Source organism: Mycoplasma sp. 11548, from assembly GCF_055523555.1.
The window spans coordinates 250,704-265,934 of the sequence record NZ_JBVFVF010000001.1 but is presented as its reverse complement, the minus strand read 5'-3'; the positions used below and the strand labels follow the sequence as shown (position 1 = coordinate 265,934).

At 27.8% G+C, this 15,231-nt stretch carries 11 protein-coding genes; 5 read left to right on the top strand and 6 right to left on the bottom strand.

Annotated features, from left to right (window positions below):
* Positions 1-210: 210 nt before the first annotated feature.
* The 4 genes from AC0B4K_RS01015 to AC0B4K_RS01000 all read right to left on the bottom strand — a co-directional run bounded on the left by AC0B4K_RS01015 (position 211) and on the right by AC0B4K_RS01000 (position 5,274).
* Positions 211-525, bottom strand: a complete 315-nt coding sequence (locus AC0B4K_RS01015) for a hypothetical protein (protein WP_465103445.1) — start codon at positions 523-525, stop codon at positions 211-213.
* Between the two features lie 347 nt (positions 526-872).
* Positions 873-1,772 carry a hypothetical protein gene (locus AC0B4K_RS01010; RefSeq protein ID WP_465103444.1) on the bottom strand — a complete coding sequence of 300 codons (900 nt, stop codon included), beginning with the start codon at positions 1,770-1,772 and terminating at the stop codon, positions 873-875.
* A 531-nt stretch (positions 1,773-2,303) separates the two neighbouring features.
* On the bottom strand, positions 2,304-3,224 hold the full coding sequence (locus tag AC0B4K_RS01005) for a hypothetical protein (protein ID WP_465103443.1): 921 nt from the start codon (positions 3,222-3,224) through the stop codon (positions 2,304-2,306).
* A complete protein-coding gene (locus AC0B4K_RS01000; protein WP_465103442.1) occupies positions 3,217-5,274 on the bottom strand; it encodes a S8 family serine peptidase in 2,058 nt (685 codons plus the stop codon). The genes AC0B4K_RS01005 and AC0B4K_RS01000 overlap by 8 nt, the downstream gene beginning before the upstream one ends.
* Before the next feature lie 526 nt (positions 5,275-5,800).
* Between AC0B4K_RS01000 and AC0B4K_RS00995 the strand changes: the two genes are divergently transcribed.
* From AC0B4K_RS00995 to AC0B4K_RS00985, 3 genes are all read left to right on the top strand, one after another.
* Complete coding sequence (locus AC0B4K_RS00995) at positions 5,801-7,822, top strand: S8 family serine peptidase (protein WP_465103441.1); 2,022 nt, start codon at positions 5,801-5,803, stop codon at positions 7,820-7,822.
* Entirely contained in the window at positions 7,815-8,729 is a 915-nt protein-coding gene (locus AC0B4K_RS00990; protein WP_465103440.1) for a hypothetical protein, read from the top strand. The genes AC0B4K_RS00995 and AC0B4K_RS00990 overlap by 8 nt, the downstream gene beginning before the upstream one ends.
* Positions 8,730-8,813: 84 nt before the next feature.
* Positions 8,814-9,896, top strand: coding sequence for an IS3 family transposase (locus AC0B4K_RS00985; protein WP_465103439.1), 1,083 nt, complete (start codon positions 8,814-8,816; stop codon positions 9,894-9,896).
* A gap of 198 nt (positions 9,897-10,094) precedes the next feature.
* Here the strand turns inward: AC0B4K_RS00985 and ffh are convergent, their stop codons facing one another.
* The gene (gene ffh, locus AC0B4K_RS00980; RefSeq protein ID WP_465103438.1) at positions 10,095-11,444 is read right to left on the bottom strand and encodes a signal recognition particle protein; all 1,350 of its coding nucleotides are present in this window, start codon (positions 11,442-11,444) and stop codon (positions 10,095-10,097) included.
* A 50-nt stretch (positions 11,445-11,494) separates the two neighbouring features.
* Between ffh and AC0B4K_RS00975 the strand changes: the two genes are divergently transcribed.
* Together AC0B4K_RS00975 and AC0B4K_RS00970 are read left to right on the top strand one after the other, a co-directional pair.
* Complete coding sequence (locus AC0B4K_RS00975; protein WP_465103437.1) at positions 11,495-12,412, top strand: RluA family pseudouridine synthase; 918 nt, start codon at positions 11,495-11,497, stop codon at positions 12,410-12,412.
* The gene (locus tag AC0B4K_RS00970) at positions 12,412-13,317 is read left to right on the top strand and encodes a hypothetical protein (RefSeq protein WP_465103436.1); all 906 of its coding nucleotides are present in this window, start codon (positions 12,412-12,414) and stop codon (positions 13,315-13,317) included. Before AC0B4K_RS00975 ends, AC0B4K_RS00970 begins: the two co-directional genes overlap by 1 nt.
* A 213-nt stretch (positions 13,318-13,530) precedes the next feature.
* Here the strand turns inward: AC0B4K_RS00970 and AC0B4K_RS00965 are convergent, their stop codons facing one another.
* Positions 13,531-14,715, bottom strand: a complete 1,185-nt coding sequence (locus tag AC0B4K_RS00965) for an IS30 family transposase (protein WP_465103435.1) — start codon at positions 14,713-14,715, stop codon at positions 13,531-13,533.
* Positions 14,716-15,231 lie beyond the last annotated feature (516 nt).

The following is a 15,231-nucleotide window of genomic DNA, read 5'->3' as shown; positions in this document are numbered from 1 at the left end:
AAAAATGTCTAAATTTTATACCCTTTAGTTAATCAAAGTGGTTTTAGTTAACTAAAGGTGTAAATATATTATTTGACATTAGTAAACTATTTTGTACTAGCTTTGCCATGCAACTATCTTAATATATTTTTACATTATTTTATTATTTTTCGTTAAAACAGTGAGTATCAAGAAAAATACAAGCATAAGACACCTTATGCTTGTATTATATTATTGAGTAATCCTTTCAACTTTACCTTTAGAAGTTTTAAAGGTAAGAGGTTTGTTTAGGAAATTATGATTATCTGGATCTTTATAAAGTCCAATTAGTGTAAAAGTTCCTGAGAAATCATTTCTCCCAGCTGTTCATGGGGTTACAGTGGATAATTGAAATGTCACTTTACCATTTTGTTCACTTATTTTCCTGTCAGTATGTGTGGGAGCTCATGCATTGGCCTTATCTTTGTATACCTCTGAATTTGAACCTTCATAACCTTTTATAATATATGCAGTTCATCACTTTCCACGAACTTCCTTATCATACATAGATTTATCAGATACTATTTCGAATAATACATAGGAATCAGCACTTGAATCTACTTTTATAGTAACACTGTCAAATTTTCTTTCCTGTGCGGGAGGAGTTTCGCTTGTAGATCCAGCATCATAACTACCTTGATCTGTGCTAGCAGATTCCCTGTTTGTTGTTTCGCTATTGCCTGATGCTCCATTATTCTCAGTGCCTGGTGTAGTACTAGTACCTTCAGTGGAAGCAGCACTACCTGGGTTTTGGGCATCTTGCTGTTGACTATCTTGTACATTAGAATCAGTTGGTACGTCATTTTCTGAATTTTTACTGTCAGCTACTTCAGTTTTAGTAGAATCTTGGCCCCCTATTGCACTATTTCTAGGGGGATAGGTTCTTCGCTCTTTGGTTGTTGATCTGTATCGCCATCTTTAGGAGATGTTGTTTCTTGTTCATCAGCTTTTTCCAGGTTATCTGTACCCTTTGATCCATTATCATTACCAGTGTTTGATTTTTCTCCTTCTGGTTGCTTCGTGACAGTTTTAGGATCTTCTGTTATTGGTTCTTTTGTTGCTGAGTCATTTGCCCCTGGGTTAGAAGGTGTATTATCTTGTTTTGGAGGTTCTTGTATACCATTACCTGGCACTGTAGTTGGATCTTTTGGAGCAGGGTCTTGTCCTGGTTGATCACTATCATTTGGTGGATTAGGTATAGTGTTACCTGGGTTTTGATTGTTATCTCCACCAGGAGTACTTCGATTTTCACTTACTGGATCTTTTGGCTCGGAGTTGCTAGTTCCTGGATTCGATGGTTCATTTTCTTCTCTTGGTGGATTAGGATTTACTGGCTCTTCTTGTTCTCTATTTTCAATAGGTGGATTTGTAGTTACTACATCGTTTAATGTTGTAAATGGACGTTTGACATTAAATAATGTGTCATTGTTTACTTTAATGGTATCTAATAAATATCTAGATCCTTTAGTTAATCCAGTAATAGTAATTTTATATTCATTATCAGCTGGTTTGTTTAAACTTGAAACTGCAAAATTATGAACAGTGTCATTAACTTTTACATTAAGTTGGTCTGTTCCTTGTAGGCCAGTAATTTTAGTGGTGAATTGAGCACTAGTTTGAGTCACTGTAATTGAACTAACATTTTGAATAGTAAATTGTCTTTTTTGGAGCTGAGGTGCTGTACACGAAACAGCAGTAATTGTTGAAATAGTAACTAAGTTAGTTGTTACTAATAAAAATTTACGTAATTTCATAACGTATCTTCCTTTCATATAAATATATTTATATAATAATTAATTTGTCTAAAATCAAATTAATAGATTTGTTAATCTACTTTAATTTTAATATATATATATATATATATGAATAAAGTTAAAAAACTTGACAGTGTTAGAAATATTCGCGAGCATTAATTTTTTGTTTGTATTTTTAAAATTTAGTGATATAATTTAGTTCTTAAATTTTTTAATCATAAATATCTTTAAAGTGAGATTGAAAGAATCTCACTTTTTCATAGCATTTTTTTAGCTTTTTAAGACATATGCAAAAAAAATCTCTAAACAGTACATTTTAACTATCATAATTTATTAAATTTAACAAAAAAATCATATTTAGTTAACAAGTATAGAAAAAAACAGAAAATAATTAATATAAACTTTATAAGCAAAATAGTATTAACTTATTTTTATAATTTAAAAATATTAAAGCATGAAGTTAGAATATTTGATTAAAAATCAAACTAAAATCATCTGGGTTATTTCAATCCAGATGATTTTTATAGAAATTTAATTAAATTTCTTTTCAAATTCTTCTTTAAACCATTTTTCTAATCTTTGACTGTATGATCCATAAGTTTCATAATCATTCCTATATATGTTGTGATATTTAACATTTTTAGATTTTTTTATTATGTAAACTTCTCACCAAAGTGCTGGATCAGGATTATAGTCCGCTGGTCTAATTAAATAACCATTATCATATTTGCGGAAATCACGAATATAATTTATTGTAACTTCATTTTCATCATATGTTGGAATTAAATATCCATCATAAAGGTCATGCTTTGTTTTGCTTGTTTCATGTATATAAATATTATTATCTTTTAACAGTTCGTAAACATCATTATTATCTAAATACAGCGCTTCAAATAATTTTTTTACTTGGGAATCTTGGCTAAAATCTTTATACGGATTTAGTTCTTTAAATCTATTAATTATATATTTATCAAATTCTTCACGTGTTGTTATTTTAAGTGGCCCAAAACGTCATGGTTTTGATTCATTTACCTCAGAAAGTTGCTCATAACTTTCATTAAAGAACGTTATATTAAAGGTATCAATCCGTTTACCATCTTCACCTTGCCAACGATAAATATTTACTTGTTTGCCGTTTCGTCAAGTTCAAGATTGTGGCACAAAAATATTTATTTTTGTAAAATCTTTATATTTATTATAAATATCTTGGTACATATTTTGCACTTTCTCAAATGATATAGGTTCATGAGCAGGATCAACATCTAATATTTCATAGTCACGGCGAATTTCTCAAGGTTCTTTTTCTATTAATGATGGATTCTCTTGCTCATATAGGGGGACTGGTTTAGGAGTTGGATCTGGTTTTGAAGGCTTAGATGGGCTGGTATGTGTACACGAAAAAGTAATAAGTGGAGTTAATAAAGATCCAATCAATAATATTTTTTTATTCATTTTCATTCCTTACTACATGTGTTGCAGCCACAATATCATCAACTGAATTATCAAAAGAGTTAGATGAGAATTTTAAAACTCTATATCGATAAGTACCAGTCGCATCTGCCTTATGTTCGATTAATTCATCATTTGTTAAAACGGTTGAAATACGTTTTACAGTTATTCAATCACCATTAGAATTTTTCTGTTCTAAAAATAAGTCATAATCAGTAAATCATTTATTAGATTGGCGATTTAACATTTCTTCTTTTTTAAGTCATAACTCATTCTCATGCTGGTTACCTCATTTTCTTGCTTCTGCAACTAAATCCTTTGGCCTATATTTTGGTGTTGTGTTATAAGCATCGTTTCACCAATTACGATCATCGACCAATAATGGATTAATTACCCGTTCTTTTAATAAGCCAGCATTAAAAGTTCATGAACTAGATATTTTAATTGTTTGACCTTTGGTTAATTTTATTTCATCACTGGTAAGTATTGTATTATTAGAACTATTTGAGTTAAGTGTCTTAACTTTATAATTGTTTGCAGCTTGTAGCATTGCCTTAAAATCTACCGTTCCAGATCCATATTTTTGTTCATAACCACTTGTTTTATAAGTTAAATTTTGCAGTTTTGGACTCACTGCTGAAGCAGATAATATTGCTTTTACAATTGGAACTCTATTGTTACTATTTCTTATATCTTCTTTATACTTCATTAAATTAGAAATTAAACCTGTGACTATTGGTGCAGCATAACTGGTTCCAGCGAAATATCTGTATTCACCGTGAACAGTAGTGTAAATTTGCCCAGGAGCAACAACAAGTGGTTTAGAAATATTTTGAAAATCTCTAATCAATCCATAGTTAGAGTAATTAGCTATTAAATTAGATTTAACATTAATTTCAGATGTATTTCCCGCTAAAGCACCAACAATAACCGAATTAAATGATGCGCTTGTTTCAGAAATTACATTATTTTTATGTCTTCCTTCATTTCCAGCAACAAAGACATTTATTACTCCATATTTACGAGATATATAGTCGACGAAATATGCATTTTCAGAATAATCAGTTGTATATTTTTCCATTCCTTTTTTAACATTACCCTGGTTGTCAAGGATGTACATACCATAACTATGGTTAATTAATTTTATACCATCCTTTTTTACCATTTTTTCAATTGTTGTCATTCAGTGGCTATCATATCCTTCAAAAGTATGTAAATATATTTTAGAAGATCTGTCTATACCATACTTTCCACCGGCAATTAATGAAACATTTGTAGAATGTGATTTAATACCCGGTTTTGGCTCAATTGGCAGATCATTTATTTCAATGCCATTCTTAAAATAATTTTGATATTTTTGATCAAATGAGTGAGACCAAACTTCAAGAATACCAATTTTATTAACATAAGGGTTATCTAAATGGTCCTGAGCATTTACAACTCGTGAATTATGGTTAAAACTGCTCTTAAATAAATGATGATTTAAATCAACTGGAGCACCAGGATAATGGCTACTGCTTATAGATGGTATTGAGCTTTGATCTCTTTCTGGTGTTTCATCAGCGTCATTTATGAAAGAGTTTTGAGATGTTTGTTTATTTTTAAAGATAATAAACTTGTAAATTTCGTTTCAATCTTTAATAGCATTAACAAAACTTTGTCTATTACTTTCACTTTCAAAATAAAACCATACAATTGGCATCATTGACAGTTTTTCAAATGATTTATATATTAAATTATGTAAATTAACTTTTTGGATAAATTTCATGTTAAAATTACTTATTAATTCTTCATTTTGTATTTTGGTTTCTGGATTTAACAATAATTTAAGTTCAAAATTATTATTAACTGGCGTGATTTCTAAGTCTCCATTGTTATTTTGTACTGTAATGGCAGACTGGTCTCTAACTTCAAATTTATAATTATTTAAATTTTCATACCAATTGGTAATTTTTTGTGTGTAATTTTGTGGAAGTATTGCAATGAAACTTGCAAAGCTTACTAATGTTCCAAGTGGTCATATAACCAGTTTTTTAAATTTTAATTTATTCATGATATCTCCTTAAATATTTATGTATTTACTTTAGCGAAAAACTTTAATATAAGAATTTTAATTAAAAAGTTTTTTGATTCGCTTATAATAATTATACACTATATAATTTCTTGGATATATTAAATTCATAAAATCTACTGAATACAAGAATTATAAAAGTTAAATGATAATAAGTTGTCTCTTGTTAAATTAAGGTTCTTTAATATTTGTTATATTTAGCTAATGGTAATATTTTTTAGAACTCTTTATTTAATAATTATTTATCAGTTTGTTTTTTATATAAGATTGCTTATAGAGTTACAAAAGAACAAATTCATATGTTTAAATTTATAGTGAACCCCATGAGTTTAACCAATTAACATAGTCCAACATAGAGGTTAACTATAAATTTTCTATATCATTATAATTACTAAAATGTTAAATTTTCTGTCCGTTTGGTTATTGGAAATATACACTATTTAATAATTTCTATCCATATTCTGTAAAAAATTATGTTATAATTTTCTTATAAATATGAAAGGATAATATGAGAAAATTTAAAAATATAATAAGGAAAATCTTAGCACCACCTGTCGTTATGCTGCCGTTTGTGGCACTTTCTTCAAAACAATTAATAAACGAAAAAATAATAGATTTGCATAAAAATATCAATACTAAAAAAATCGAATTTAGAGAACAACAAAGTATATCTACTTTATCACTGGATGGGGAAGAAACTGAGTGAAAAATTAATAATAACTTTGAATTAAAATTACTTTTAAACCCTGATATTAATACTGAAGATGAAAATTTTATTGAAAGTTTTAATGCTAATTTTATATCTAAAATTAAATCTATCGATTTAAAATTTGCTTCTTATAAAGAAAGCAAAATAATACCTATAGTTTGATTTTACTTCGAAAGCGAAGCACAAAGGAGAAAGTTCATAAATGCAATTGGTGACTGAAATGACGTTTATCAAATTATTGTATATAAAAATGATCATATTAATGAACAAGGTCTTTGAAACTCATATAACTATAATTCAAAAAGATTAGTTATAAAACCACAACAGGTAGAAAATGTAGAACAATTTGGTTTAACTATCGATAAAAATGCTTCAATTGTGAACTTAAAAAAAGAGCAACGTTCTAATGCTTCGAACAACAAGATAGGAATTTTAGAAGTTTACACATATCCATTTGATAACGATTATAAAAGATATTTTAAAAGTGGCATAAAATTAAATGAATTAAACTCTACAGGTAAAACTAATTATAACATTAAAAGCCATTCAACAATGGTTTCATTAATAGCTGGAAGTCAATGAGGAATTGATAAAACATCACAAGTATTTTTATCTACCTTTAGTACTGATGGGGATTGAAATACAGCTTTAGAAGATATGGTTATTAACCAAGGAATTAGATTGATCAACCATAGCTATGGTACAAAATATAAAAAGGATAGAAAGCAAAACTACTTTGGATATACTGAAAATGCATATTATTTAGATTATCTGTCTCGTAATTATGGAGTTATTAACGTAATATCTGCAGGTAATGATGGCAAAATTGATGAACATAAGATAAGCAATGATAAAACATCATTTAATTCTATTATTGTTGGTTCACTTTCAGATCAATCAAATGAGTTCACTATATCTCAAAACTTAGTTGCTGAATATTCTAATTATAGATTAGAAGAAGAGTATAAAAATATATCTAAACCATTAGTTGTTGCTCCCGCATATTTTTATAATCCAGTTTATAATGTTAATGAATATGAGCATGGGACAAGTTATGCTGCTCCAGTAGTTACTGGACTGATTTCAAATTTATTAAAATCGAGAGCAGATATTAAAAGCAGCACACAAAGAGTCCCTATAATAAAATCTATTTTATCAGCAGGATCTGTAAGTCCTAAAGCTCGTGAGTTAAAATATAAAACTAGTGGCTATGAAGAAAAATATGGTTCTGGCACCCCTGATTTTGCAAGAATGTTACAGGCTGCCCAAAATCATAAAGTAGCAGCTGTTAATCCAACTTTGTCATCAGGTAGTTATGTTCTTACTAGTTCTGAATTAGAATTAAATAAAAGTCAAACTATTAAAATTTCTAGCTCTTGAATGTTTAATGCAGGTATTTTAAAATGGCCTGACACTAAATTAATGTTTGTATTGCCTGATAGAAAACTTAACTGGTGGGATTACAAGTATAGTAATTATACTTTATCAAATGATGAAACTATCGAATCCTTGTTCACTAAAAAGTTTTCTAATGATGAAACTCATAAAGGTGAATACTGGTTAAAAAAAGAAGAAGCTAAAAAACGTCAAAATAATAAATGGTTTGCAGACTATGATTTAACTCTTGAGAAAAAAGAATTAAATGGAAATTGAAAAATAGTAAAAACCATTTCAACTGTTGTAACTAATGATGAATTAATCGAACATAAAGTTTTGGAATCTGGAATTTATAGGTATAGGGTTAGAAAATGGTATTCAAGTTCTTTCACCAATTCCGTAGATGATATTGTTGCTATAACTCATGTGGTACAAAATGACTAAAATAAATAAATTATTAGTTTCTTTGTCTCCTGTATTGACCCCGCTAATTGCATTATCTTGTGCTCCAAACCAAAATAGAGATCCAGTTAATAAACCAAAAGATGAAAAAAAGACAAAACTAGATAGTGAACAAGATATAATTTCTTCAATAAAAAGTAACACCAAAAACAAAAATGAACTAACTAGTACAGAACCCAAAAAAGAAATCAAAGGTTATGAACCCGCTAAAACTGAGCTCCAAAAAATTTATGATAAACTATTTAATAAATTTGATAATTTTGTGAAATTTGAGCAGTTTGTTCCTAATTCAATAAAAGGATATACTTGAATAATTAACGACGAACTCAGGTCAGAATATTTTAATGACAAATTCTTTCATTTAAAAGAAAAAAAATTCCCTAATAATTTTTTTACAAAAATATCTTCAAAAGATGATTTTAACAACTCAATAATAACAAGATTTAAGGAATTAAACAATATTGGTACTATTAAAACACAAGATTCGGAAATTATTACAACTTTTGAAAAGTTATATTTAAATAATCAAAACCTAAATAAGATTTTAGAATCTAATGATATTTATATTTCAAACACATATGAGGAAAATGATTTGTATGATTTGCCATATTTCATTATTCCGTTTGATAAACCAGACGGAACAATTTTAGTTAATATTGTAAATATGATACTTCCTCCAAGGCCTGTTACACTAGAATATATTGATCCAAGAGAGAAAAAAGGTTCATGAGTTGTATTTACAATTCCAAAAAATAAACCAGTTAAATTTGTATATAAATTTGATACAGATTCAAATAATAGTACTGAGTATAATGAAAAAGTAAGAATAGCAAGTATTGAAATTTTCAAATGATTCAATATTGAATTTAAAAAGTATTATAAAGATTAATTTTAATAAGGCAATAAAAGTAAACTGGGAAAAAATATTCGGACAAAATCCGAATATTTTTAATATAAAGAAAGAGAGGTAGTTATGAGACATTTAAAGACTAAGGAATGGGTCAAAATATTCGATTTGTACGATAAATATTTGAATTTGAGAATAACGAAGGCAGAATTTGAAAATTTATGTTTTGATATCAGAAAAGTATATTGAAATAAAGAATCAATGAGAAATATGTTAAAGAAAAGAAAACTGTATAATTTAAATATGAACATAGAATCACAAAGCGGTAAATCACCTAAGAAAGATAAAGGTGTTGGGAGAAAGAAAAAGAAAGTTCTCGATTATACATGAATTGATACTCTTAAAGATGATGAAAAAGATGCAGTTATAAAATACTACTATCGAATTTTTAATGAAAATAATATTGATGCAGATATCTCAAAGATAAAGAAAATCAAGAATCTTTCACATACTAAAAAATCTAAAATGATATGTGTTTCAAGATCTACATATTACGAGAAATTGAAAGATAACAACAAGACTAAAGAACTAAAGGTTAAACACAAAGAAATAATTTTTCAAAGTTTTGTCGAAAATAAAGAAAGGTATGGACGAAGAAGACTTGCTAAATATATTTTCCAAGAATATAATATTCAAATAAATCCTAGAACCCTAGGAAATTATATGAAAAAACTGAATTTGAAAACATTTGTTAGACAAAAACATAAAACTAAAGAATCTAAAAATACTAGTGTTAAAGTACCTGATTTAGTAAAAAGAGATTATAATTCAAGCAACAATAATATATATGCAACAGACGTGACCTATATACCAGCACCAAAAGATATTGAACAGAATCATATTTATTTATCTGCAATTATTGATCATAAAACTAAGTTTGTGACCTATGAATTATCACTTAGAAATGATACTGAACTAATTTTGAATAATATCACCAATACAAAATTCAAAAATAATTTTATTTTACATTCTGACCATGGATCTGCTTATTCTTCGGTTGAATATACTAAGAAAATAAAATCACTAAAAGGTAAAATATCAATGTCAAGAATTGGTAATAGTCTTGATAATCGTGAAATTGAATATTTCTTTTCAATTCTTAAAAGTGAAATTTTCCCAAATTTTCCCAAATTTTCATCAAACCTGTAAAAGACTTACTTTTATTGAATTATCACAAAAAATCAAAGAATTTATAAACTGATATAATTATAAAAGAATAAGATAAAAAAACCTTCCCAAAGCATTCCGTTTGGCTTAGCCAAATGGTATGGTTGGGGAAGGTAAAACCGTCCGAAAAAAATTTCCCAGTTTAGTGTAAATCTTTTGTTGTTTTCTATTGCATAAATTCTAAAAACCAAACATTTTAGGATCAAAGCCTCCGCCATTTGCCTTAATCTTTTTGCCCATCTCACTCATTCTTTTTACCATTGAATCATAATCAGACATTAGCTTATTAAATTCTTGAGCGCTACGCCCACTTCCTTTTAATATTCTTTCTTTACGAGAGGCTTGGCGTAATAATTTTGGATTCTTGCGTTCTTTTTTAGTCATTGATGACATTAATATTTTGAAATAATGCATTTTGGATTCTGCTTTATCAATTTGATCATTATTTATTTTATCAGATAAATTACCTGGTAACATTTTTAATATTTTTCCAAATTTTCCAAGGTTTTGGAATTGTTGAATTTGCTCAAGTAAATCATCTAAGGTATATTCACCAGAAAACATTTTATATACCATTTGAGTAGCTTTATCTTGATCAATAACATCTTGAGCTTTTTCAATTAAACTCATTACATCACCCATACCTAAAATACGATCAGCCATCCGATCGGCATGGAATAAATCTAAATTAGAAATCTTTTCACCTGTACCAATAAAACGAATTGGAATGTTTAAAATATACCTTAAGCTTAATGAAGCACCACCACGTGCATCTGAATCCAATTTATTAATAATAGTTCCTGTTAATTTTAATTTTTCATTAAAACTAGAAGCAACATTAATTATGTCTTGACCTGACATTGCATCAGCTACAAAGAAAATTTCATTAGGGTTAACAATCTTTTTAACCCTAAATAATTCATCCATTAAGGGTTCATCAATTGATAACCTACCAGCGGTATCAATAATAATTAAATCGTTATTATTTACTTTAGCTTGAGCAAGGGCATTTTCCACAATTTTATCAACTGGTGAATTTACCCCTTGTTCAAAATAATCTACTTGGATACTCTTAGCCAAAGTTACTAATTGCTCAACAGCTGCTGGCCGGTAAATATCCGCTGCAACAACTAATGGATTTTCAACAAATTTCTTTTTACGTAAATAATATGCAAGTTTAGCACTTGAGGTTGTTTTTCCTGAACCTTGCAAACCACACATCATAATGATGTATGGTTTTTTAGTAATTTTAAATTCACTCCCTTCTTGACCTAAAATCTTTACAAGCTCGCCATGCAATATTTTAATAAAATGTTGTGAAGGATTTAACTTTTTTAAATTTGGGTCAGTTAAAGCTTTTTCTTTAACATTATTTATAAATTCTTTTACGACTTTTAAATTAACATCAGCTTCCAACAATGCTAATTTAATATCTCTAGTTACCTCGAGAATATCTGCTTCTGTTAATTGTATTTTCTTTGATAATTTCTCGAGGGTCTTTTGCATTCTTTTTTCTAAAAAACCTAACATATTTAAATTTTACCACAACTATTTAAATAAATTTTGATATAATAACACAAATGATAGAAATAAATGTAGAATATAAAGAACGTATTGATAAATACATTTCAAATAATTCCAATATTTCAAGAAATGATGCACGAACTTTAATTGAAGAAGGTGCAGTTTTTGTAAACGAAAACAAAATACTTAAACCAAAATTCGAAGTACGCGAGGGACAAAAAATACTAATAATTCGATTAATTGATAAAATATTAGATATTAAACCTGAAAAAATGGATTTAAAAATTATTTATGATGATGAATACCTTTCAGTCTTAGAAAAACCCAGTGGACTTGTAGTCCATCCTTCACCGGGTCATGAATCAGGAACTTTAGTTAATGGACTTTTGTATCATTTTAAAAATAATTTATCAAATGAAAATGGATTATTACGTCCAGGCATCGTGCACCGGATTGATAAAGATACAAGCGGATTATTATTAATTGCTAAAAATAACGAAGTTCATAATTTATTAGCAGATAAATTTGCTCATCACGAAATAAATCGTAAATATTTGGCAATTTGTGATGGTATTTTAGAAAATTCACTTTTAAAACTTAATTTACCTATCGGAAGAGATCAAAAAAACAGACAACAATTTACAGTTACAAATTTAAATGCGAAACCTGCCATCACAAATGTAGCAGTGCTAAAAAGTTTTTATTTAGATAAAAAACCTAAATCACTTGTTAAATGTGAATTAGAAACCGGAAGAACACACCAAATAAGAGTTCACTTAAAATATATTGGTAACCCAATTTATGGTGATCCAATGTACAATAAAAAGATAAATGACTTTGGACAATACTTACATGCCTATAAATTAGAATTTGAACATCCAATTACAAAAAAACAAATGCATTTTTTTTCACTTCCGCCTTCTGAATTTAATATAGCAGAGTATAATTATGAGGAATTTATAAAAGGAGAATAATGAGTAGTACATTTAGAATTAATGAAAAAGACCTTGATTTAAACAACTTATGAAATAATGAAAAAAACCACTTCAGAATTTGGATAATATTATTTATCGCTTTTTGAGCACTAATCACAATTTTATCCCTTGTACCCCTTTTTAATGCTTTAGCAAATAAAACAGCTTATATTGAGGCGCTAAAACAACAAACTCAAAACACACCAAATACTAACAATAATAACATAACTTTAGATTATGATGTAGTGTGAAGAACACAAATTCTTATTGATTTCTTTATAACATCTTTTTTACCAATCTTGGTATTTACTTTTGGTATCTCATCAACAATTAAATCTTACAAATTTAAAAACTTTGCAATTTTATCTACTGGTGCAATCTTGCTGTCAAAATTTCACGGAATTCTTTCAATTATTAATTTAATTAATAGTACGCTTAGGGGAAATTACGATATATCAAATAATTTTAATTTAATTGCTTTGGTAATGCATATTACCATCTTAGTTTTAAGCGTTATCCATTTTTTCTTTATTTCTAAAAATGTCACTAAAATTAAACAATTGTTTATGATGCAAAAACTTCAACGTGATAGTGCTATATTTATGGAACAATGAAATAAAAATATGAAAAATGGTAATATAAATAATCCTTTTGGGGCAATGAATGCTGACCAATTTACAAATCAAACTAGCACAACTGATAATAGCCAAACAACTAACCAAGATGAAGTAAATCAAACAGCTCAAAAAACAGAAAAAGATTTTGCAATTGAAAAAATTATAGAATTGCCTAAAGAACAATTGCACCGCATGGCTGAAACATTGAACATCTTTGGTTATGAACAAATGTCAAAAGAAGAATTAGCCAATTTAATCTATAATCATACCAAAAAAGATAAAGAATAATACATATAAAAAGTATTCGGACAAATTTGTTTTTTGGAAAAGTCACTTGCGAGATATTAACAAAATAATTGTCCTTTAATTTTAACATAAATTTTACATAAAAAATGTATGCGAAAACAGAAAACACGGCAGTGTTTTCTCGTCGGTTTTGCTTACTTTTGCCAAAAGTAAGGCCCCTTTGATTGCAATCAAAGGCGGGGGATTAAAAAAATTTTAGGTTATCTTATATTGCTGTACAACTTGCCGATAGTTATTTATTTTTTCCATCATATAATCAATTTCTTTCTGAGAGTATTTATCTAAGCTTTTTCCTTTGGGAATGTAATACCTAATTAAGCGGTGCATATTTTCTATTGAACCTTTTTGTCATGAACTATATGGTTGGCATTTAAATAATCTTTCAGTTGGAATAACCTGGTGCAATAAGACATTTTCACTACCATTATCAACTGTTAAAGTTTTAATGTCTAAGTTATGTTTCTTGATTAGTTTGAGAAGAGTTTGTTTGATAGCTTTGGAGTTGCGTTTTGAGAGCATAGCATAAGACATTCTGGTTTGCCGTTCAATTATGGTCACAATACAATATGTATCATTGATTTTACCAATAACGGTGTCTAATTCAAAATGACCATGTTCAGAGCGATCATTAATATAAGCTGGACGTTTCGAAATTTCTGTAGCATATTTTAATGTTTTAGGTTTGGTTTGTTTCTTCTTCCTTATGCCATATTTGCCTTCAGATTTTTTAACAATATGGTCAAAATCAAGGAAATAAGGGTATTTTTTGATTATTTTATAAATTGTACTAGGTGAGGGAGCAAATTCATCAGGGGATAATTTTTTAAAAGAATTCACAAGATAGGTAACTGATTTCTTAACTTCTTTTTGCTGCAAATTCTTTTTATTTCTATTTTTATTGTATGTGTTAAGCTCACTATATCAATATTTTCTGTAGGCCTTTCATTTCTCTTTAATTGCATCACTTACAAAAAAGAGTCGTGAAAATGAATAACCTAATAAATGTTCGTATAGCTTGGTAAAATTAAGGGTTTTAACCCGCATTACTTTTTTTGAACACTTAGGACAAACATAACGATTTTGTTTGTCTAAACTAAGTGGTCTGCGATTTGTAATAATTTCGATTTTGTTTTTTATACTTCGAATGTCTCTATTAAAAATTTTGGCTACTTCTTGGATTGAGAAACCTTCAGAAAGTTCTTGTAAAATATTATAAAGTTGTTCTAGATCGATTTGATCTGATCGTAATTTTCGTTGTGTCCCAAGAGCTCCTTGCATTTTCAAGATAGTGTTATGATTCTCTTCGATTTTAAAATGTTGATATTTATTTTCTTTTCGGTATTTGTCAAAAACACAAATATATTTTTCTAAATTTTTCATATAATTTTAAGGTCTCCTTTATTTTTTGAAAAATTATTAATACAACTATTTTATTACAAGGCAGACAAAAACAATGTCACATGCAAAAAACTTGCATGTGACTTTTCCAATTAATAATTCGGACAAATTCCGAATACTTTTTATAAAAAAAGTGTTGCTATCAGACTTGCAAAACTAACAAATGTATAAAATGTTGTCAAATAAGATTCCACACAATAACCCAAAAAATTCATAAAATTATCTTTCAGTTCATACAAAAAGCGTCAAAATAATCGTTTTAAATATCAAAAGCAGTATTTCTTAAAATTTGATTTAAACAGATAAAATAAAAAATTTTCTAAACTATCACTAAAACCAACGGATATATTAAGTAATATAATTAAAAGAACTGCGAGTAAACTTTATCCAATATTTATTTTAGGATGCACAGAATAAATCGGGAATAAGTAAAAGTATCATAAAAGTTTTCGTACATAGTTTTTTACAAACTGATATTTTTAAATTTTAATAAATTTA